The organism is Metasolibacillus sp. FSL K6-0083, assembly GCF_038630865.1.
Lineage (GTDB): Bacteria > Bacillota > Bacilli > Bacillales_A > Planococcaceae > Metasolibacillus > Metasolibacillus fluoroglycofenilyticus.
The window spans coordinates 2,338,516-2,360,000 of the sequence record NZ_CP152046.1 but is presented as its reverse complement, the minus strand read 5'-3'; the positions used below and the strand labels follow the sequence as shown (position 1 = coordinate 2,360,000).

The following is a 21,485-nucleotide window of genomic DNA, read 5'->3' as shown; positions in this document are numbered from 1 at the left end:
GGCTTAGAAGCAGCCATCATTTAAAGAGTGCGTAATAGCTCACTGGTCGAGTGACACTGCGCCGAAAATGTATCGGGGCTAAACGATTCACCGAAGCTGTGGATTGACATCTACGATGTCAGTGGTAGGAGAGCGTTCTAAGTGCGTTGAAGTCAGACCGGAAGGACTGGTGGAGCGCTTAGAAGTGAGAATGCCGGTATGAGTAGCGAAAGACAGGTGAGAATCCTGTCCACCGTATGACTAAGGTTTCCTGAGGAAGGCTCGTCCGCTCAGGGTTAGTCGGGACCTAAGCCGAGGCCGATAGGCGTAGGCGATGGATAACAGGTTGATATTCCTGTACTACCTCCCCACCGTTTGAGCAATGGGGGGACGCAGGAGGGTAGGGTAAGCAGAGCGTTGGTTGTCTCTGTTCAAGCAGTAAGGCGTGTGTGTAGGCAAATCCGCACACTCTAACGCCAAGCTGTGATGACGAGTCCGTATGGACGAAGTTCCTGATCTCACACTGCCAAGAAAAGCCTCTAGCGAGGTGGGAGGTACCCGTACCGCAAACCGACACAGGTAGTCGAGGAGAGAATCCTAAGGTGTGCGAGAGAACTCTCGTTAAGGAACTCGGCAAAATGACCCCGTAACTTCGGGAGAAGGGGTGCTCTTGAGCGTGCAAGCGCATGAGAGCCGCAGTGAATAGGCCCAGGCGACTGTTTAGCAAAAACACAGGTCTCTGCAAAACCGTAAGGTGACGTATAGGGGCTGACGCCTGCCCGGTGCTGGAAGGTTAAGAGGAGTGGTTAGCGCAAGCGAAGCTATGAATTGAAGCCCCAGTAAACGGCGGCCGTAACTATAACGGTCCTAAGGTAGCGAAATTCCTTGTCGGGTAAGTTCCGACCCGCACGAAAGGCGTAACGATCTGGGCACTGTCTCAACGAGAGACTCGGTGAAATTATAGTACCTGTGAAGATGCAGGTTACCCGCGACAGGACGGAAAGACCCCGTGGAGCTTTACTGTAGCTTGATATTGAATTTTGGTACAACTTGTACAGGATAGGTAGGAGCCAGAGATCTCGGAGCGCCAGCTTCGAAGGAGGCGTCGGTGGGATACTACCCTGGTTGTATTGAAATTCTAACCCGTGCCCCTTAGCGGGGTAGGAGACAGTGTCAGGCGGACAGTTTGACTGGGGCGGTCGCCTCCTAAAAGGTAACGGAGGCGCCCAAAGGTTCCCTCAGAATGGTTGGAAATCATTCGTAGAGTGTAAAGGCACAAGGGAGCTTGACTGCGAGACCTACAAGTCGAGCAGGGTCGAAAGACGGGCTTAGTGATCCGGTGGTTCCGCATGGAAGGGCCATCGCTCAACGGATAAAAGCTACCCCGGGGATAACAGGCTTATCTCCCCCAAGAGTCCACATCGACGGGGAGGTTTGGCACCTCGATGTCGGCTCATCGCATCCTGGGGCTGTAGTCGGTCCCAAGGGTTGGGCTGTTCGCCCATTAAAGCGGTACGCGAGCTGGGTTCAGAACGTCGTGAGACAGTTCGGTCCCTATCCGTCGTGGGCGTAGGAAATTTGAGAGGAGCTGTCCTTAGTACGAGAGGACCGGGATGGACATACCGCTGGTGTACCAGTTGTCGTGCCAACGGCATCGCTGGGTAGCTATGTATGGACGGGATAAGTGCTGAAAGCATCTAAGCATGAAGCCCCCCTCAAGATGAGATTTCCCATTACGCAAGTAAGTAAGATCCCTCAAAGACGATGAGGTAGATAGGTTCGAGGTGGAAGTGTGGCGACACATGGAGCTGACGAATACTAATCGATCGAGGACTTAACCACAATTAAAACTTGTTTCAATGTTCGTTTATCCAGTTTTGAAAGAACAAACTCTTTCTAAAAATAAGGATTTCAAGATACAAGCTAATCGAGGAAACAAAGGAGCGATTGAAGGAGTGTACTAAAGTACATGACTGAATGAGCGAGTGCAGTTGACGAAGAGTAGCGCAGTAAATTGGCAGCCGAGTAAGGAACGTCTACTAAAAGCACCACATCCTGTGGTAACGTAGACGCCAGCACACCCATGTGCAAGTGAAGTAATGATGGCAAAGAGGTCACACCCGTTCCCATACCGAACACGGAAGTTAAGCTCTTTAGCGCCGATGGTAGTTGGGGGCTTCCCCCTGTGAGAGTAGGACATTGCTTCGCAATCAAAACCACTGAGGAATCAGTGGTTTTTTTGTATGGAAAAAGAGGCCGCCAACTACCAAAGACCGAAGGTCGGCTCGGCGCGTAATCGCAAGCAAACAATTGCAAACACTTTTAATCGAATACAAGCTGAAGCAGTGCAGAAGAGCAAGGAGTCCGAGGCGCCAAGGAGCGCGGGGCGGAATGTGCATGGCACATGAGCACCGCAAGCGACGCGGACAACGAAGGAATCGGCTAGCTCAGCTGTGTTGCGTTGAAGCGTCGACGGTAGTTGGGGGCGCCCCTGTGAGAGTAGGACATTGCTTCGCAACCAAAAACCACTGAAGAATATCAGTAGTCAAGTGCAGAAGTTACCAAGAAGAAAAAGAGCGAACATGGAATAAATCTCAGAAAACATGGAATAAAAGTTGAAAAACGTGGAATAAACTCATAAAAACATGGAATAAACTTCGAAAAGCATGGAATAACTAACTATCGGGGTTTATAAATAATCTTAAAAAGTCAAGTACAGAATCTTGTGTAAAATTCCCTGGGTACCTTTTGTATTTGTACTGTTTTTATATGTGTGGTGTATGGGAAAGGGCATGCCCTTTCCCATACACCACACATTTCGCGCGGGACCGTCCTCCTGTTATTCTTCCAAGTAAACATTTCTTACATTAAAGCAGCTTTTTTTCCCTCGAAGTCCATCTTCTATATCCATTAAAGTAGCACCAATCAAACGGAAAGCCGAATCATGATTTGGAAAAATGCGTATCACTTTTTCACGTCGGCGAATTTGAAGGTTCGTATTTTCTACACGGTTTGTCGTTCGAATGTGCTGATGCAATACGACTTTAAATTGATAAAACTGTGTTACCTCTTGAAAGCCTTCTTCCAAAGTAAGCATGGCCTTTTCATATTTTTCTACATCTTCATACTCATCTTGAAGAGCTTCATATTTTGCCTTGGCATCTTTTAGCGTGAGCTCCTTAAAAATAGCTGATACTTTGCGGCGGAATGCTTCGGATCCCTTCTTTGGCACTTTGGAAAAAATATTTCGCATGAAATGGAATAAACAACGCTGCCATGCCGTTCCTAGAAAACATTCTGAAATTGCCTTTTTTAATCCTTCATGAGCATCTGATACGACCAATTCAGGCTTTGACAATCCTCGTGCCTTGAGCTCTTGAAAGAACGTTTTCCACGCAGTAGCAGATTCTGTTTCACTAATTTTAAATCCTAAAATTTCTGTTTTTCCATCATTCGTCAGCCCAATCGCAATATACACAGCTTTAGCTATCACTCTACGAGCTTCTCGTACCTTAATATACATCGCATCTACATATAAAATTGGATACGTCTGGTAGTGAATAGGACGGTTTGCCCAAGTCTTCACAATAGGGTCTAGCTTCTTTGTCAGGCTCGAAATGAAAGAGGGCGATACTGATTCCCCAATCAGCTCTTCTATCACCTTTGTCACCCTGCGTGTTGAAACACCCTGTACGACCATTTCAATCATTGATAAAATAAACGCTTTATCTGTTCGTTGGTAGCGTTCAAATAATGTCGTGGAAAACTTTCCGTCACGCGTACGAGGCACTTTCAACTGAATCTTGCCAATCGCCAATGTATAATCACGTTCGTAATAGCCATTGCGTTGCCCTGTTCGCGTTTCATTGCGCTCGTACGCATCAGCCTTTAGATACTCATCACGTTCTTTTTCCATATACTCATTCAACGTTAAAATCACAAGCGATTTAATCGTACTGCTCATATCTGAATCAAGTATCGCCGCTTCAATTTCCCCTAAGTCTAGTGTAAGATTAAGTTGAGTCATATTAATTCCTCCTAATGTTTTGGTTGCACAATACATTTACCCAGGAATTGATATGACTTTTCACTTTTACACAATTATATATACATATTCATCTTAAAATATCTGCCTTCATTTTCTATTAAAGAAATCACTTCTAAATTCGGTGTTTTTCTTATTTTGCGAGCAAACTCTATGAAAATGCGATACTGATTCCGTAGCTAATTATCAAACAATTGCTAAATAGTCGCCTGTTTTTTAATAATCTATTGATAGAACTGCCAAAGTAGCTGATAGAATTCAAAAACGTACTGATAGAATATAAAAGTACACCCATAGAAAAGCAAAATCTACTGATAGAACGTTAAAATATCAGTTGCGTTGATTATGTAAATATTGGATAATAATCGGCGTGTTTTATAGGAGTAAACATTTTTTAATAGATACACATTGGTTGGCTCTATTTTGCGGGGGTGAATGCTTCTCTTTTGGAAGCTTTTGGACAATGGTTGCAATTGAATAATTATTATGTTAAAATAATATGCGTTGTAAATTTAATAATGAACCTCAAAGTTGATTGAGGTAGAGGTCGCGATATTTAAGAGTACACTAATGGAAATGGCAAGCATTGATGAAGTTAGTGGAAAGGAAATATTGCCGAAGTTTGAAGGTACTTGTAACCTTCATGCTGGGGCTGCGTTCGAAAGGAGCAGAACTGTCACGTTTGTTTTAGATGACGTGTTGAGCTATCAAAGAAAAAACTAAGAACGAATATAGCCATCACAAAATCTTGTGATGGTATTTTTTTGTCTTAAAATTAGGAAGGAAGCTATAAAGTGAGTGATATTAAAATTAATCAGCTTGGTAATAAAGCGCCAAAGCTGCAAAAAGCACTAAAAAGTCGTCATATTACAATGATTTCTTTAGGAGGAACTATTGGCACAGGGCTGTTTTTAGCGAGTGGGGGTGCAATTGCGCAGGCGGGCCCTGGAGGTGCATTATTAGCCTATGCTTTGATTGGTGTGATGGTATTTTTTTTAATGACAAGTTTAGGAGAAATGGCTGCCTATATGCCGTCATCAGGGTCATTTAGTACATATGCTAGCAAATTTGTCGATCCAGCGTTGGGCTTTGCATTAGGGTGGAACTACTGGTATAACTGGGCGATTACGATTGCGGCAGAAATTGCAGCAGTATCTTTGATTATGAAGTATTGGTTTCCAAATAGTTCGTCAGGGCTTTGGACGGTGCTGTTTATTGTTATCGTACTAGCATTTAATCTTTTATCTGTGAAAAGCTATGGGGAAAGTGAATATTGGTTTGCGATGATTAAAGTAGCAACTGTAATTGTTTTTATTATTGTTAGCTTTTTAATGATTTTTGGTATTTTAGGTGGGGAGGCGCCAGTAGGCTTTACGAATTTCTTTATTAGTGATGGGCCATTCCATGGTGGGTTTTTAGCGATGTTTGGTATTTTCCTTGCGGCAGGATTCTCTTTTCAAGGAACAGAGCTATTAGGTGTTACAGCTGGTGAGACAGATAATCCTGGGAAAAATATTCCGAAGGCTGTAAAATCAGTGTTTTGGCGTATTTTATTGTTTTATATTTTAGCTATAGCAGCTATTGGGCTGCTCATCCCTTTTACAGATGAGCGCTTGTTATCTGAGGATATTGCGGTGTCGCCATTTACTTTAGTGTTTGACCGCTTAGGGATTGCTGTAGCAGCTTCTTTTATGAATGCCATCATCTTAACTGCGATGTTGTCAGCAGGAAATTCAGGGTTGTATGCAGCTTCTCGTATGCTTTGGCAGCTAGCGGTAGAAGGAAAGGCACCGAAATTTTTCACGAAATTAAGTCGTCGAGGTATTCCTGTGTATGCGTTAATGGCGACATTAGCAGTGGGAAGTTTAGCCTTTTTAGCATCTTTCTTTGGCGATGGGGTTGTATATATATGGTTACTGAATGCTTCAGGAATGTCGGGCTTTATCGCATGGCTTGGGATTGCTTATAGCCATTATCGATTCCGTCGTGCATTTGTTGTGCAGGGCAAGGATTTATCCTTATTGCCCTATAAAGCGAGATGGTATCCATTCGGTCCGCTATTTGCATTAACGATTTGTTTAATCGTTGTGCTTGGTCAAAATTATACAGCATTTACCGGTGGGGCAATTGATTGGTATGGGGTACTTGTTTCATATATAGGTATTCCGCTATTCTTACTGCTATGGATTGGTTATAAAATCAAATATAAAACGAGACTTCTTCCGTTAGAAGAATGTGATTTGAAAGTCGCGAAGTAAGTCAATATAATAAGGCTATCGGAAATTCTGTATTCCCGATAGCCTTATTGAAATAGTTATTGGATTGATTTTTTAAGCCAGTAGGTGGCTTCAGTATAATTCTGTGCGACGCCAAGTCCTTTTTTATAAAGCATGCCTAGTTGAAATTGTGCCTTTACATGCCCGTTAGTGGCAGCTCGTCTGTACCATTTCGCTGCCTCTGCATAATCATGTGATACTCCCTCGCCGTTTGCATACATTTGTGCAAGCTGAAATTGTGCTTTTGAATAACCTTTAGAAGCTGAAAGTAAAATCCATTTCGCAGCTTCAGTGTAATCGATGTCGACACCTAGCCCTTTATCGAAAATATTGCCAAGCTTATACTGTGCTAGCATATGCCCACGTTCAGCAGCGAGACGATAGCAGTGGCGGGCTTCATCATAATTTTTCTCGACACCAAGACCTTGCTCATACAGTAAGCCTAGCTCGTATTCAGCTTGTAGATGATGTTGTTCGGCAGCGGATTGAAGCCATTTAATAGCCTCCTGGTAATTTTGATTCTGCATATAGTAAATTGCTACTTCAAATTGGGCATCTGCATTGCCATGAACTGCTGCGCGCTTTAACCATTTCATAAAAAGCGGGTTGTCATTATCCATTTTTTTATAAAGCATTGCTAAATCATAGCAAGCGCTAATATGCTCATTCGCAGCAGCTTTCGAGAGCCAATCAATGGCTTTCTTTGTCGATGTCTTGGTGTTTTGGAGCTTATACATAAGACCGAGCGTGTATTGCGCATTTGTATGATTAGCGTTGGCAGCGAGTAAGAGCCATTTGAGAGCCTCATCAATATTTTTTTCGACTCCATCTCCTGCACGGTATAGCAATGCAAGTTGAAACTGTGCGTTCGTGTGGTTTTGCAGAGCAGCATTTAAAAACCATTTCGCAGCTTCTTTAAAGTTAGTAGCAATACCACGCCCTTTGCTGTACATATAGCCTAAATTGTATTGGGCACTAGCGTCACCTGCTTGAGCAGCTTTGGAAAAGAGCTTAATTGCTTGCTTAAAATTTTGCTCTACACCTGTTCCGTTGTGGTACAAGAAGCCCAAGTTATTGAGTGCACTCGTGTTGCCTTGATCTGCTGCAAGCTGATACCATTTGGCAGCCTCTGTGAAGTTTTGTGCCACGCCCTTTCCATGATTGTAAAGTGAGCCTAAATTGTATTGAGCGTCTGCATTGCCATCTTGAGCGGCAAGTTTGTAAAGCTCGGCAGCGCGTTGGTAGTTTTGTGGAGCACCAAGACCCAATTCATATAGTACGCCCAATGCGTATTGCGCATCCGTATTATTTTGCGTAGCAGCTAGGGAGTACCACTTTACAGCCTCCTCGTAATTTTGAGCTACGCCTTTTCCATGATTATAAAGAACGCCTAAATTATATTGAGCACTAGCATCTCCCGCAGTAGCCGCTACTAAAAACCATTGAGTCATTGCTTCAAAGCTTTCAGTATCTAGCTCATTAACTTGCTTAAGAATGAGAGCTGAAGAGGATAATTCCTCACCTTCCTGAAGTTCGCTTAAATACCATTCACATATATCCATTAGATAGTCGAGGACAATTTGTGCTGCTTTTGTATCGTTCTGCGAATTTATCTGTGTGGTCGTCATTTGCTGGACAAGATTCATTAATAAATAAATGCGACTTGGCTGAACTTTTGCTATGAATGTTTTATTTTTTAATAAAGTGCGTAGCGCAACATGTGCAACTGATTGCAGCATTTTTTTCTCATACATGTCTTTTATAATAATACCTAACGCTTCACGAGAATGCTGTAAAGAGCGTGCTGGATAATCATTAATGTGTGCGGCAGCTTGTTGCAATGCTAATATGAGAGGCTGATGAGTGCTTGGAATCGCACTAAAAATAGATGAAAGCTCTTCAAATTTGTACACGCTGATCACCCCTTCCTATATTTTTTATCGGGTGAAAAAGACAATAGTGTTGAAACTTTTTTTAAGAATATCCGTACATATAGGCAAGTACTACATTTGGGCTACAATCTTGCAGGGGCTTTGTAGTACTTTTCTTTATTATGTAAGGAGGAATGGATATGGAAAAAGTGGTTGCAAATAAGGACAAGCATTTCTCTAATGATAAGTTTTTAACGAAGGTAAAGGCATCAGGGTTAAAATTAGGAATGTCAACATTGCATGCAGCAAGTACATTGTTTTTTGCCGTTAAAAGCCCCGATATGTCAAAGGCTAATAAATTAATTATTTTAGGTGCATTGGGTTATTTTATTTTACCTTTTGATATCATTGCAGATATTTTGCCACTCGTAGGTTTAACGGATGATGTTTTAATAATTACGGCTGCGTTAGCGAAGGTTTATTCAGCAATTACAGTTGAGACGAAGTTGGAGGCACACCAGTTTTTGAAAAAGACATTTGGCGAACGCTATGATTATGAGTTACCAAGCGAAGAATAAAAAAAGCTGCTAGAAGGGTCAGTGTTTCATCCGACCCTCTCGGCAGCTTTTTTTTCATCTTTTTTCATCGATAAATATGAAGGTAAAATCATTCCGATTAACACGAGAGCGATGCCGACAAATTGGAGTATGGATAGTGCTTCTTTAAGCACAATCATAGATGCCAAAATGGCTACAGGTAGCTCCATCGCGCTTAAAATAGAGGCAAGGCTACCACCTACTTTTGGCACAGCAATGGAGAATAATAAAATTGGTAGGATGATGCCGAATAATCCAAGAGCCAAACCAAATTTCCAAAGACCTGCACCGAATAATTGACCATTCCATACAATTTCAGGTGTTAGTGCAACGCTAATAACAATTAGTGCTACGAGCGATACGAGGAAGGTACGAGAAATCATTGTAACACCTTCAACCTGTCTAGAGTTTACCTGAATAAATAAAGCGAAGCTTAATGCAGCTAATAAGCCTAGTGCCCATCCTTGCCAAGCGATAGCGGATAAGTCTACATCGACAATACCTGCCGCAAAAATGGTTCCACCGATTAGAAAAATAAGCGAAATTCCTTCTGCTCGGCTTGGGAAACGCTTATGCAAGGCGCAATCAATAAAGAGACCAATCCATGTAAATTGGAATAGCAGCACGACAGCTAGCGAAGCTGGTAAATAATTTAAGGAATGTCCATATACAATACCCGTAGTAGCTGTTAATGAGCCAGCAAGTAATAAAATCATTGCACCTGATTTATTAACTCTTGGCAAAGTGCGCTGGGTCACGACAAACAGTAGAAGGGCAAGGAAAAAACCAACGACATATTGGCTCGTGATAGCCTCCGCTGTTGTAAAGCCATACTGCATTGCAACCTTTACAATTGTCGATAAAATACCATAGCTACTTGATGCGATAACAACCAATAAAGGGAAAATGAGTTTTTTCATGATGAAAGTGATTTTACCATATGGTGAAATGGCTCATCGATAATTGTCCAGCGTTCTGTAATTACGAAGCCAAGTCGCTCATATAAAGCACGTGCTTGCTCTTTTTCTAGCTCTACATTTAAAGAAAGCTTTTTATAGCCTTTTTCGAGCGCCTGCTCTTCCGCGAAATGCAGGAGCTTTGTGCCAATTCCTAAGCCGCGTGAATTTGGTGTTACGCATACTGTATCAATATAGAACTCATCATCATGTGCTTCAGCATCAATGATTGCAGGGGCATTTTTCGTTTTCAGCCAGGCGGATAGGTTCGCATCAAGTGTTTGTGCAGTGAGACCATCATAGAGTACCGCAATGCCAAGAAGTGAGTCAGCTTGTTTGGCGATATATGTGTATAAATAGCTATGGCGATTGTCTGATCGTTTAATTAGTGCTGCTAATGCTGCTAATACAGCCTGCTCCTCTGCTTCTCCTGTTAAGCGATGTGCGATATCACCAATTGCATCGTAAATAAGTGGTGCGATTTGTTCCGCATCTGTAGGTTGCGCTTGTTGAATATAAATGTCCATTATCTATCGCTTCTTTCTTTGAAATGCGTCTGAAAATCGTAGGAGACACGATTTTTAGACGATTCAGTTGTGTTCTGTTAAAGTAATAACCTTTTATAAAAATTTCTTTGTTGTTAACGTACCCTAGCCTTTTGATAGCTCAAGTTGACAGGACGTCTTATAGTAGTATAGCAAAATTATTAAGGAAAGGCTGTAATTTCGATTGATTTCGTACTAACAGCCTGTCAAAGTCTCTGCGGAGATAAGTTTTACTTTATAAAAAAGATTTTCTCTGAACTCGAAAAAATCTGGATGCAATTACGCTGAGGTGTAATTGATTGAAGCCTTAATTTCGTGGTAATCTAAAGAAAGCATAATTTCGGAGGTTAGAAGGTCAAAATGAGCCAGTCAAATAAAGATGTTATTCTTATTTATGGAGATGCGTTTGTGGATTATATTGCAGACGATATAACAAATACAACATTTACAAAATATTTAGGTGGTGCAACGATTAATGTCGCAGCGGGTATAAGCCGTATTGGTGCACCATCAGCTTTAATTACGATTACAGGTGATGATGAAACATCTGTATTTGTTCGTAATGAAATTACCAATGAGGGGGTTAATCTTGATTACGCTGTTTATGCACCAGAGAAGCGTGTAAGTGGTGTCTATGTACATTTAACAGAGGGCGGCGAGCGAATTTTTAAAGAGTATATTGATGAGACGCCAGATTTACAGGTGATGGAGGAGCAGCTTCAGCTAGAGGCATTTAAGCGCGCATCGATTTTTAATGTATGCTCGGGTACGATGTTTCATCCAACAGCATTGGCAACGACGATAGCGGCGGTTGAGCTGGCGAAGGAGCACGGGGCAATTATTGCAATTGATGCTAATATTAGACCACTACGTTGGCAAAGCGAGGCGATTTGTCGCGAAACAGTTACCAATTTTTTTGAGGACGCAGATATTTTAAAGCTAACAGATGAGGAGCTATTTTTCTTAACGCAAACGGATACGATTGAGGAAGGAATTGCAGCACTTGATGCATTGCTTGTACCAATTATTTTGATTACCGTTGGAGCAGAAGGTTCTTATGCAATATTAAATGGCGAGACGATTCATGTGCCTGCTGAAAAAATTATAGCCGTTGACACAACAGGTGCTGGTGATGCGTTTATGGCAGGTGTATTGCGCTATGTGCATTATAATGGTTTACCTACAACAGTAGAGGAAATCACAGCATGTGTTGCTTTTGGCAATAAATTAGGTGCATTAGCGGCAACAAAGCCAGGTGCTTTAACAGCATTGCCACAATATGAGGAGATTAAAGATTTACTGTAACGTCTTTCAGTAATGTTTACTGCGACAAGTAACCGCAGAAGCAAATTATTTTGTACCGAAAGCAAGGCGACAGGCACACATAGCTTTTAGCGAATGTTTATACAGAAGCTAGAGCTGCTGAAAGAAATTAAAGCCTTCGGCGAATGTCACAGGTTTTGAAGAGATTCATTTGCTAGCTCGAAAAAATTTGGACTAGAGTTGGTGGGACGCAATTAATAGGAGGGGAAAAGATGGGCTACGATGAATTAGTAAAAGGAAGAATTTATTTAGGAGGCGCGGCGGATGCACAAGAGGTAGTTGACAATGAAAATATTGATATAGTCTATGATGTCCGTGTGAATTCGGTGCAAGATGCAGAAGTACCTGCATGCCCAATTGTCCATGCAGCAATAGTAGAGCGGCATTTAGCTGATAGTATTGAAGCTGGAGCAACAAGTATTAAGGAAGCGTATGAGTCAGGGAGAAACATTTTTATCCATTGTGGTAGCGGCAATGGCAGGGCGAGCGTGATGGCAACAGCAGTCCTGTTAGAGCTAGGACTAGCCAATGATTTGGAAAGTGCTGAGCAAATGGTAAAAGAAGTGCGGCAATCGGCGAATATTCGCCCAAATATGCATGAAGCATTGGAAAAACTGTATAAATGATAAAAAAGCTAGAGTGGGACTACCCAAAAAGCCTAATTCATCTTCGATAAAACAAAAATTTGGTTTTTACTTATTTTAGGGGGAATCGTTAGACTCACTGTTTACAACCGTTTAACTTTTTATACAAAACCGTAGTGACAGGTACAGAAGTTTCCCACTAGCGATAGTTGCACTGAAAGAAGTTAAATCTCCGGCGAATGTCACAGCTTTAGATAAACTTCCACCAAACAGCTTGAGAAATCTGAACGCAATTACGTCGAGGCGTAATTAATTAAAACTTCATTAAAACGTCCGAAAAGCAGTGCCCAAGCACACTTTTCGGACGTTTCTTTTCATCTTAGGCACAATATTTCAAAATCCGAAAATTAAGACTATAATATAACTTAATAGTGTCTAGGAAGGAGGGACTAAATGTCTACAAACTCTGATCGCTTTATAACAGCTTTTAATAGAATTGACCATACATTGCGTGAAATAGTGGATGTAAAAGAGTTTATGCCGTTTTATCGACTGCTTGACCGTGCGCGTAGGAAAAACCCGCTTGTGCAAAAATATGAGGATGATTTACGGGCCTATGCTGATTTACGTAATGCTATTGTGCATCATCGGACAGCGATTGAATTTATTATCGCAGAGCCGCACATCCAAATTGTTGAAGCTATTGAGGCAATTGATTCGGCACTAGCGAAGCCAAAGCTTGTTGGGCAGCTATTTCGAAAGCGCGTAACGGTATTTCAAACAACAGATTCACTTACATATATGTTAAAAATTATTCGCAAGCATAAATATACACAATTTCCCGTATATTCAGGGCAAAAGTTTCAAGGATTAATTACGACGGTCGGGATAACAAACTGGCTTGCCATTTCAATGGGGCAAAGAAATTGGTCGAATCGCGTTACATTACAAGATATTTTGTTACATGAAAAAAAACTTAAAAATTATAAATTTATTAGTAAAACGATGACAATTTACGAGGCAGAGGAAATTTTTAAGGAAGGAGTAGAGCGCGGGCAACGCTATGAGGCATTGTTAATTACAGAGCACGGTCGCCCGCAGCAAAAATTGATTGGGATGGTGACGCCAATTGATATTATGAAGGTTGATTAGCTCTTGTGCTGACAAAGAGCGAGTGGTCTTCTAACACTTGTGCAAAAAGAACATGCTCAACAGCTTCTACTTTTTTATTGCGCAATTTTTTCAATAGCCATTCTTCTGTCAAATTGAGCTGTTGCAAGTTTTCATAGATGATATGTCCATTGGAAATTACTTCTGTTGGCATGCACAGAGGTGGTGTTAAATTTGCCTGTGTATCCTTTTTTGTCGCCCCAGCAAAGGATGGCTTTTTCATAACGCTTAGCTCACCGTTTGTTTCAAAAACAGCGTAGGCAACCTCATTGACTGAAAAAATACTTTGCTCACGCAATAGCATTGTCAGCTCATCTAAATGGAGTCTTGCTTTCTTTAAGTTTTCCTCTAAAATAACGCCGTTGTGAATAACGATTGTTGGTTTATCATCAACGAGCACGCGTATCTTTGTCGATTTTAATGCGATGGCACTTAGTAAAATAGTTAAAATAGACCACCAAATTAAGGAGATCATACCATCCCAAAAAGGTGTCTCTTTTTGAGAGGATAATTCACCAGCAATTGAGCCAAAGGTGATGCCGGTTGTATAGTGGAAAAATGTTAATTGACTTAATTGTTTTTTACCAATAATTCTAGCTAAAATAAGCAGGGCAATAAAAGTAACCGTTGTACGAAATAGCATTTCCCAAAAATTAATCTCGCCGATGTCCATGTGTATCACTCCTTACTACATTAGCATGGGCGAAAAGTACATATGCTATACAGCATAGAAAGCGTGAATATGAATTATGAATACAACCACTAAATATAATCAGCCAATTTACGCGATGATGGTCGCTATTGGCATTTGTCATTTAATTAACGATACAATGCAGTCTGTTGTACCTGCGATGTTCCCACTTTTAGTGGATAATTTAGGATTAACCTTTACACAATTAGGATTAATATCCTTTGTGTTAAATATGTTTGCTTCTGTTTTGCAGCCTGTCGTTGGCTTTATTACAGATAAAAAACCGATGCCATTTGCCTTGCCAATAGGAATGGTTAGCTCGTTTATCGGTGTGGCTATGCTAATTGTCGCAAGTAGCTATTGGATGATTTTAATTGCCGTGTTGTTTTTAGGGCTTGGCTCAGCGGTCTTTCATCCTGAAGGTTCGCGTGTCTCTTATATGGCCGCTGGAACGAAGCGCGGCTTAGCACAGTCGATTTATCAAGTAGGAGGCAATTCGGGACAGGCATTAGCACCTCTTATTAGTGCCTTCATCCTTTTACCATTCGGTATGAAGGGAGCCTCTATTGTTTTAGCCTTATCGGCAATTGGTATTGTGATGTTAACAAAAATTGCTAAGTGGTATAAGGCACAGCTAGAGGCAGAAAAGTTGTCAAAGGTAAAACGCCAGCTTATTTCATCGTTGCCACCGTTGACGAAAAGGCAGGTGAGTATCGCTTTATTATTGTTATTTATTATTATTTTTGCTCGTTCTTTTTATACGACAAATATTACGAGCTTTTATGTATTTTACTTAGCGGAAACGTATGGATTGACGATTACAGTAGGGCAAATTTTTATTTTTATTTTCATGGCTTGCGGTGTCGTAGGTACATTTTTTGGAGGTCCTTTATCAGACCGTATTGGGCGTAAAAATGTCATTCTTTTATCGGTAGTAGCACCAATGCCTTTTTGCTTAATATTGCCGTATGTGCCTCTATGGCTTGTACCAGTACTACTCATCATTATCGGTACATTAATTATGATTAGTTTCTCAGTGACGGTTGTTTATGCGCAGGAGCTTGTGCCAAGTAAAATTGGTACGATGGCAGGTTTAACAGTAGGGCTTTCGTTTGGAATGGGAGCAATTGGCGCTATTGCTACAGGTAAGCTAATTGATTTATACGGAATTACACCGACAATTATAGGCGTCTCCTGCTTATCTGTATTACTATTAGTGGCGTTTCTGCTACCAAGGGATAAAGCAGCAAATGCTGAAGCATAAGAGAAAGTCTATTGGGCTGTCCGATTTTTATAACAGCGCTTTTTTACTAAGGAGAAATATCGCTGAAATCAGTGTTTCTCTCTTTTTCAAAGAAAGCTTTCTCTATTTTTTTGAGATGAAACATCAACAAAAGCGTTCAAAATGCCGACAATCAAACGGCTTTTTGGACGCTTTATTTTTGTTTAACGAGTTAGTGAAGGCTTGCATTGTGTTGGAATAATATGAGGGTCTGTTACTACTCCCTCTACGATATCCAATTCATGCATTTTACGCTCATACGTAAATTTAAAAATACCATTGTCGAAATCTGTGCCAATTTCCTTGAAAAAGATGCCTTCAAGATGAGCAAATTTTGGGCAGGTGAAGGCTACTTTATACTCTTCATTTTCATGAATTAAATAAGCGCGTATGCCTTTTTCATAAATATCTAATGATTCATCCTCTGTTGGGCGCTTTACCGCTACGATATGGAAATCAACAAAAGGAATTTCACGCAGTAAAACGTTTAAGAACGAGCCTTTCGTAATTTCTTCCCAACGGCTTTGAGCGCTTTGCCCTACAATAATTTGTGTAATATTATATTGCATTGCTACTTCTGTAATAACTTTATGAATTGGTAGCTTTTCGTTATCACGGATAATAAAATCTTCCACCTCTAACTCACTTGTCAGTTGCTGCCAATGCTCAATGTAACCTGACTTTTCAGCGTCGAATGCATCGAGTGGTTTGGCATCTACTGTTAAAACATATAGAGGACAGTCAAGTAATGTCGCGAGCTTATGTCCTCGACGGATTAGACGTTCGCCATTAAGTCCGTAATATACACAAACTAAAATACTTTCGTCCATTCTGCTTTTAACATGCTTCATGATGATTTTGCACCTCTTTATTATATTTGTAAACACGGCACCCACGTAATCAAACTTTGAAAAATCAAGTGTAAATGAGCTAAAATCGAAGCCCTTACAGTGCATTTCGCCATATTCTAGTGTATACTTTTCTTATATGATGTTTTTTTGATTTGCTCAGGGCACTGTATATAAAAAATTAATTTGACTAAAATAGATTGTGCTCTTTATGACACACTATTATGCTATGAGTTGTAGCGTTAGTCAAGTGAATTGGCAACAAATTGCTTTAAAATAATTACGTAAAGAATAATGAATAAAAAAACTTGTTTTTAGCAATGTTTTAGCTAAAGGTTTTAAAGCTATTATCAATTGCGTCTTGGCGTAGTTAATCCAGATTTTCATGAGCTGTTTGGTGGAAGTAAACCTAAAACGGTTACGTTCTACGACTGCGGTTAACCGACCCGCATCACACAGGCCTCTTTTCAAAATCTGTTATATCCGTCAGGGTTTGGGCCAACATGATGTTGGTCACTCAGTCGCTATCTTAGTATGCGATGTTCTTAGACTGAGTTCCTCTTTTTCAGCGAATGTATACACGCTGAATTAAAGTAAATAAAGCATTCATTTCATAGCCCATAGAAGCGGAAGTTTTTTGCTGAATCATTATAAAAAGTGCACGAGTCTGAATTTAGGAGGTTTTGGCGTATGATTGTTGAACTTGCAATACTTTTACCGTTTATAATGGCGGCTGCTATTCCGTTTATATATAGGCGCTTTAAGAAAGTACATATTGGTTGGCTTGTATTAGCTGTGCCAGTTGTTTTATTTAGTATATTAACTACATATATCCCTCGTATAGCAAATGGACAAACATTTACAAAAATTTATGAGTGGATCCCCTCTTTTAACATAAGCTTTACAACCTACTTGGACGGGCTAAGCATAATTTTTGGTTTGCTTATTACCGGAGTTGGTAGCTTAGTCATTTTGTACTCGATTTTTTATTTATCAACGAAGGAATCACTTCACCACTTTTATTGCTACTTATTACTTTTCATGGGTGCTATGCTAGGCGTTGTTTTTTCAGACCACTTAATGGTGCTTTATGCATTTTGGGAGCTAACAAGCGTATCCTCATTTTTACTTATCGCATTTTGGCATCATCGTAAGGCATCTCGTGCTGGCGCACGCAAAGCAATGACGATTACTGTCACAGGTGGCGTCGCAATGCTTGCAGGTTTTTTAACTTTATATACAATTACAGGGACATTTAGCATACGTGAGTTAATCGCAAATGTAGGGACGATTCAGGAGCATACACTCTTTATCCCGGCAATGATTTTAGTCCTTTTAGGTGCATTTACAAAATCCGCACAATTTCCATTCCATATTTGGTTACCAGATGCAATGGAAGCACCAACACCAGTTAGTGCCTACTTGCATTCAGCTACGATGGTTAAGGCTGGCATTTATTTAGTAGCTCGTATGTCCCCCGTATTTGGTGGGCATGAAGTATGGTTTTGGACGGTGGCTGGAGTCGGGATTGTTACATTGTTTTGGGGTTCGTTTAATGCGGTACGTCAATACGATTTAAAGGCACTTCTAGCCTATTCTACAGTTAGTCAGCTTGGTCTGATTATGTCATTGTTTGGCCTCGGCTCTGCTGGGCACGCGCTCGGTTACAGCCAAGAGTCACTACTTTATACGCAGGCAACATTTGCTGCGCTTTTCCATTTAATTAATCATTCAACCTTTAAAGGGGCGCTCTTTATGATGGTCGGAATTGTTGACCATGAAGTAGGGACGCGGGATATCCGTCGATTAGGCGGACTTATGGCATTAATGCCATTCACCTTTACAATTGCCATTATTGGAAGCATGTCGATGGCTGGCTTACCACCATTTAATGGATTTTTAAGTAAAGAGATGTTTTTTAAAGCGACTGTGGATATTTTAACATTAAATATCTTCTCTATTGAAAACTTCGGTTTCGTCTTTCCTGTTATCGCATGGCTAGCGAGCGTATTTACTTTCGTTTACTGTGTAATTATCGTCGGGCGAACGTTTTTTGGCAAACTTCAGCCGGAGCGTTTAGAAAAGCCACCTCATGAAGCACCAATTGGCATGTTAATATCGCCATTTATACTAATTGCTTTTGTTATCGGTATTTTCTTCTTCCCGAATATTTTAGGTCGCAATATTTTAGGTCCTGCGATGCAAAGTATTTATCCAACCTTCCCAGTGGAGGAATTGACAGTGCCAATTAAAGCATTGCATATAGGCACAGAGCTATTTATGACAATCGGTGTTATCATCGTTGGTATTTTACTATACCGTTCATTGCCAAAATGGCGTGCAGTGTATCAGCTATTCTCTCAAAAGTACACATTAAATGCTTATTATGAGCGCATTATTGGCTTTAGTGAGTCGAAATCAGGCTGGTTTACTCGTTTATATATGAATGGTAACTTAACGTATTATTTCATTTATATTTATGTAATATTTGTTGCGATTGTGGCAGGCTACTTTGTACTGAGCGATGCATTTGTTTGGAGTCCAGCAAATGATTCAGCAGTCGAGTACTATGAGTTTATTTTGCTATTCATTATGGTCTTTGCCGCTGTAGCATTATTGTTCACAAAAGGGCGAATTACATCAGTTTTATTAAACGGCGTGCTAGGCTATTCTGTTGCCTTTTTCTTCGTTGTGTTTCGAGCGCCAGATTTAGCGTTGACGCAGCTTGTCGTAGAGTCAGTAACGACGGCGCTATTCTTGTTATGTTTTAAATTCTTACCTGATTTAAAGAAGGAAAATGTGTCGCGTGCGGTGAAATTTTCAAAGGCGACCATTTCAATATTAGTTGGAGCGACAGTAACGCTTGTTGGATTAACGGTTTTACATTATGAGAAATTCGCTCCAATCTCTACTTACTTTGAGGATTCATATAATTTAGCGGGTGGGAAAAATATCGTCAATACGATTTTAGGCGATTTTCGTGCATTTGATACGATGCTAGAGGTCGTTGTATTATTTATTGCCGGTTTAGGTATATATTCGCTTATTAAGCTAAAAGCAAAGAAGGGAGAGACGGATATTGAAAATTAATGATGTCATTTTACGCACAGTCGTAAGGGCAGTCGTCTTTATTATTTTAACGCTCGGTATGTATCTCTTCTTTGCAGGGCATAACTCGCCCGGCGGTGGCTTTATTGGCGGTCTTGTACTTGGTTCTGCTATCGTTTTATTGTATTTAACATACGATATTGAAACGGTTCATAAAGGAATGCCATTTGACTTTAAAAAAGTAGCGGCATTTGGCGTGCTTTTAGCAACAGGCACTGCGATTACGTCTATTTTTTTCAATGTGCCGTTTTTAACGCAGGCTGATCGCTATTTTCAGCTTCCTCTGTTAGGAGAGACACATTTATCAACGGTAATGATTTTTGAAGCAGGTGTAGCTTTGACAGTTATCGGCACACTTGTGACAATTATTTTAAGTATAAGTGAGGATGAATAGTATGGAGTCTTTAATAATTATATTAGTAGGAATTCTAGTTGCAGTAGCAACCTATTTAATCCTCTCACGCACAGTAATTCGTGTTATTTTAGGTACTGCTGTGTTATCTCATGCAGCACATCTACTTATTTTAACAGTTGGTGGCTTGAAAAAGGGGGATGTCCCACTTTTAAGCCAGTCGGACGGACCGTATACAGATGCACTTCCCCAGGCACTTATTTTAACAGCAATTGTTATTAGCCTTGCAGTCACAGCGTTTGTCTTAGTACTCGCCTACCGTATGTATAGTACGAATGGAACAGATGATTTCAGCAAGCTAGGGGGATCATCGGATGAGTAATATTATTGTATTACCGCTTATTATTCCAATCATCACAGCGATTTTACTTGTTTTCCTACGTCATAATATTCGCCTACAGCGAATTGTTAGCTTGGTGACGGTTGTTGCGGTGAGCATCATTGCGTTTATTTTACTTCTTGAAGTACAGACAAATGGCATTATGAAGATTGACTTTAGTGGGTGGTTACCTCCGTTTGGCATTTTATTTGTGGCAGATTCATTTTCAATACTCCTCGTACTGACAGCGAATATTGTTACAGCAATTTGTTTAATTTATGCCTTTTCTACAATTGGGGAGCGTCATGAGCGAATGTTTTTCTACCCGTTTGTGTTGTTTTTAATTGCAGGAGTTAATGGTTCATTTTTAACAGGTGATATTTTCAATTTGTTCGTCTGCTTCGAAGTCATGCTATTGGCCTCGTATGTACTTGTTGCACTTGGTGGAGAAAAATTTCAGCTAAGAGAATCATTAAAATATGTCCTTATTAATGTTGTTGCCTCATGGCTATTTTTAGTGGCACTTGCGTTTTTATACGGTACATTAAAAACATTAAACATGGCACATATTGCAGTGCGTGTTGCTGAAGTAGGGCAAGACCCTGTATTAACGACGGTTGCTATTTTATTTTTAATCGTCTTTAGTCTGAAAGCAGGATTGCTACTATTTTTCTGGCTCCCGGGCTCTTACAGTGTGCCGCCAACTGCTGTACAAGCTTTATTTGCAGCTCTTTTAACAAAAGTTGGGATTTATGCCTTGTTCCGTACATTTACGTTAATGTTTGCATTGAATACGACTGTTACACATACGCTAATCGGCGTAATGGCAGGAATTACAATTGTGCTTGGCTGTTTAGGTGCATTATCTGGTCGCGATGTACGCACAATTGCCTCCTATAATGTAATTATCGGTGTGGGCTTTATTTTAATCGGCTTAGCAATTGGCACAGAACAAGCTTTTGCAGGAGCAATTTATTATTTGATTCACGATATGCTGGCAAAGGCTTTGCTGTTTTTAATTGTTGGAACGATGGTGTATTTAACGGGTGAGATTGTTGTGAAAAATATGAACGGTTTAATTCGTCATTATCCTTTATTTGGCTGGATTTATTTTGTTGTCATGTGTGCATTGGCTGGTATCCCCCCTTTAAGCGGTTTTATCGGCAAGGTGTTAATTGGTCAGCAGGCAATAGAAGGCGGTTTTTACGTTTTATTAGCAATCGGATTCGGCTCGAGCATTATCGTATTATACTCTTTACTTCGTATTTTCCTAGCGGCGTTTTTTGGAGAAACGTCTATCAGTGAAGAGGACAAAAAGCCTATTCCAAAAGGGGCGACAGCATCATTTGTGTTGCTTGCGTTTTGTATAGTCGCACTTGGCTTAGGTGCAGAGGGAATTGCGCTATATGTAGAGGATGCAGCGCGAACTTTAGCTAATCCAGCTATTTATATTGAAGCAATTCTTGGAGCTAAGTAGAAG

16 protein-coding genes, 2 rRNA genes and 1 riboswitch (1 of these 19 running past the window's edge) are annotated in these 21,485 nt (G+C 40.6%); of the genes, 12 read left to right on the top strand and 6 right to left on the bottom strand.

From position 1 onward, the window contains the following. Together MHB51_RS10930 and rrf are read left to right on the top strand one after the other, a co-directional pair. A 23S ribosomal RNA gene (locus tag MHB51_RS10930) occupies positions 1-1,821 on the top strand (it extends 1,107 nt beyond the left edge of the window). Positions 1,822-2,071: 250 nt separating this feature from the next. Beyond that, positions 2,072-2,187, top strand: a 5S ribosomal RNA gene (rrf, locus tag MHB51_RS10925). Between the two features lie 631 nt (positions 2,188-2,818). On the opposite strand, the gene MHB51_RS10920 is transcribed toward rrf, so the two are convergent. Beyond that, positions 2,819-4,006, bottom strand: coding sequence for an IS256 family transposase (locus tag MHB51_RS10920; RefSeq protein WP_342472895.1), 1,188 nt, complete (start codon positions 4,004-4,006; stop codon positions 2,819-2,821). A gap of 551 nt (positions 4,007-4,557) precedes the next feature. Next, positions 4,558-4,739, top strand: a riboswitch (Lysine riboswitch). A gap of 79 nt (positions 4,740-4,818) precedes the next feature. Here MHB51_RS10920 and MHB51_RS10915 point away from each other — a divergent pair. Then, a complete protein-coding gene (locus MHB51_RS10915; RefSeq protein WP_342558149.1) occupies positions 4,819-6,282 on the top strand; it encodes an amino acid permease in 1,464 nt (487 codons plus the stop codon). A gap of 56 nt (positions 6,283-6,338) precedes the next feature. On the opposite strand, the gene MHB51_RS10910 is transcribed toward MHB51_RS10915, so the two are convergent. Further along, complete coding sequence (locus tag MHB51_RS10910; RefSeq protein WP_342558148.1) at positions 6,339-8,213, bottom strand: tetratricopeptide repeat protein; 1,875 nt, start codon at positions 8,211-8,213, stop codon at positions 6,339-6,341. Positions 8,214-8,371: 158 nt separating this feature from the next. Here MHB51_RS10910 and MHB51_RS10905 point away from each other — a divergent pair, with 158 nt between their 5' ends. Next, positions 8,372-8,749: a DUF1232 domain-containing protein gene (locus tag MHB51_RS10905; RefSeq protein ID WP_342558147.1), complete on the top strand. Its 378-nt coding sequence runs from the start codon at positions 8,372-8,374 to the stop codon at positions 8,747-8,749. A 26-nt stretch (positions 8,750-8,775) separates the two neighbouring features. On the opposite strand, the gene MHB51_RS10900 is transcribed toward MHB51_RS10905, so the two are convergent. Next, on the bottom strand, positions 8,776-9,690 hold the full coding sequence (locus MHB51_RS10900) for a DMT family transporter (RefSeq protein WP_342559483.1): 915 nt from the start codon (positions 9,688-9,690) through the stop codon (positions 8,776-8,778). Further along, positions 9,684-10,250 (bottom strand): GNAT family N-acetyltransferase, encoded by a 567-nt coding sequence (locus MHB51_RS10895; RefSeq protein WP_342471465.1) that lies wholly within the window; start codon positions 10,248-10,250, stop codon positions 9,684-9,686. Before MHB51_RS10895 ends, MHB51_RS10900 begins: the two co-directional genes overlap by 7 nt. Positions 10,251-10,628: 378 nt before the next feature. On the opposite strand from MHB51_RS10895, the gene MHB51_RS10890 reads away from it, so the two are divergent. The 3 genes from MHB51_RS10890 to MHB51_RS10880 all read left to right on the top strand — a co-directional run bounded on the left by MHB51_RS10890 (position 10,629) and on the right by MHB51_RS10880 (position 13,327). Then, on the top strand, positions 10,629-11,573 hold the full coding sequence (locus MHB51_RS10890) for a carbohydrate kinase (RefSeq protein ID WP_066170730.1): 945 nt from the start codon (positions 10,629-10,631) through the stop codon (positions 11,571-11,573). 230 nt (positions 11,574-11,803) lie between these two features. Further along, positions 11,804-12,217, top strand: a complete 414-nt coding sequence (locus tag MHB51_RS10885; protein ID WP_342558146.1) for a dual specificity protein phosphatase family protein — start codon at positions 11,804-11,806, stop codon at positions 12,215-12,217. Between the two features lie 411 nt (positions 12,218-12,628). Beyond that, entirely contained in the window at positions 12,629-13,327 is a 699-nt protein-coding gene (locus tag MHB51_RS10880; RefSeq protein WP_342558145.1) for a CBS domain-containing protein, read from the top strand. Here the strand turns inward: MHB51_RS10880 and MHB51_RS10875 are convergent. Then, complete coding sequence (locus tag MHB51_RS10875) at positions 13,311-14,018, bottom strand: DUF421 domain-containing protein (protein ID WP_342471462.1); 708 nt, start codon at positions 14,016-14,018, stop codon at positions 13,311-13,313. The two genes, MHB51_RS10880 and MHB51_RS10875, sit on opposite strands and share 17 nt — an antisense overlap. A gap of 76 nt (positions 14,019-14,094) precedes the next feature. Between MHB51_RS10875 and MHB51_RS10870 the strand changes: the two genes are divergently transcribed. Further along, a complete protein-coding gene (locus MHB51_RS10870; RefSeq protein ID WP_342558144.1) occupies positions 14,095-15,300 on the top strand; it encodes an MFS transporter in 1,206 nt (401 codons plus the stop codon). Between the two features lie 182 nt (positions 15,301-15,482). Here the strand turns inward: MHB51_RS10870 and MHB51_RS10865 are convergent, their stop codons facing one another. Beyond that, positions 15,483-16,169, bottom strand: a complete 687-nt coding sequence (locus MHB51_RS10865; RefSeq protein WP_066170718.1) for a histidine kinase — start codon at positions 16,167-16,169, stop codon at positions 15,483-15,485. 687 nt (positions 16,170-16,856) lie between these two features. On the opposite strand from MHB51_RS10865, the gene MHB51_RS10860 reads away from it, so the two are divergent. From MHB51_RS10860 to MHB51_RS10845, 4 genes are read left to right on the top strand one after another with little or no spacing between them, the layout of a single operon-like run. Then, complete coding sequence (locus MHB51_RS10860) at positions 16,857-19,256, top strand: Na+/H+ antiporter subunit A (protein ID WP_342558143.1); 2,400 nt, start codon at positions 16,857-16,859, stop codon at positions 19,254-19,256. Continuing rightward, complete coding sequence (locus tag MHB51_RS10855; protein ID WP_066170712.1) at positions 19,246-19,668, top strand: Na(+)/H(+) antiporter subunit B; 423 nt, start codon at positions 19,246-19,248, stop codon at positions 19,666-19,668. The genes MHB51_RS10860 and MHB51_RS10855 overlap by 11 nt, the downstream gene beginning before the upstream one ends. A 1-nt stretch (position 19,669) precedes the next feature. Continuing rightward, on the top strand, positions 19,670-20,008 hold the full coding sequence (locus MHB51_RS10850) for a Na(+)/H(+) antiporter subunit C (RefSeq protein ID WP_066170709.1): 339 nt from the start codon (positions 19,670-19,672) through the stop codon (positions 20,006-20,008). Further along, a complete protein-coding gene (locus tag MHB51_RS10845; protein WP_342558142.1) occupies positions 20,001-21,482 on the top strand; it encodes a Na+/H+ antiporter subunit D in 1,482 nt (493 codons plus the stop codon). The genes MHB51_RS10850 and MHB51_RS10845 overlap by 8 nt, the downstream gene beginning before the upstream one ends. Positions 21,483-21,485 lie beyond the last annotated feature (3 nt).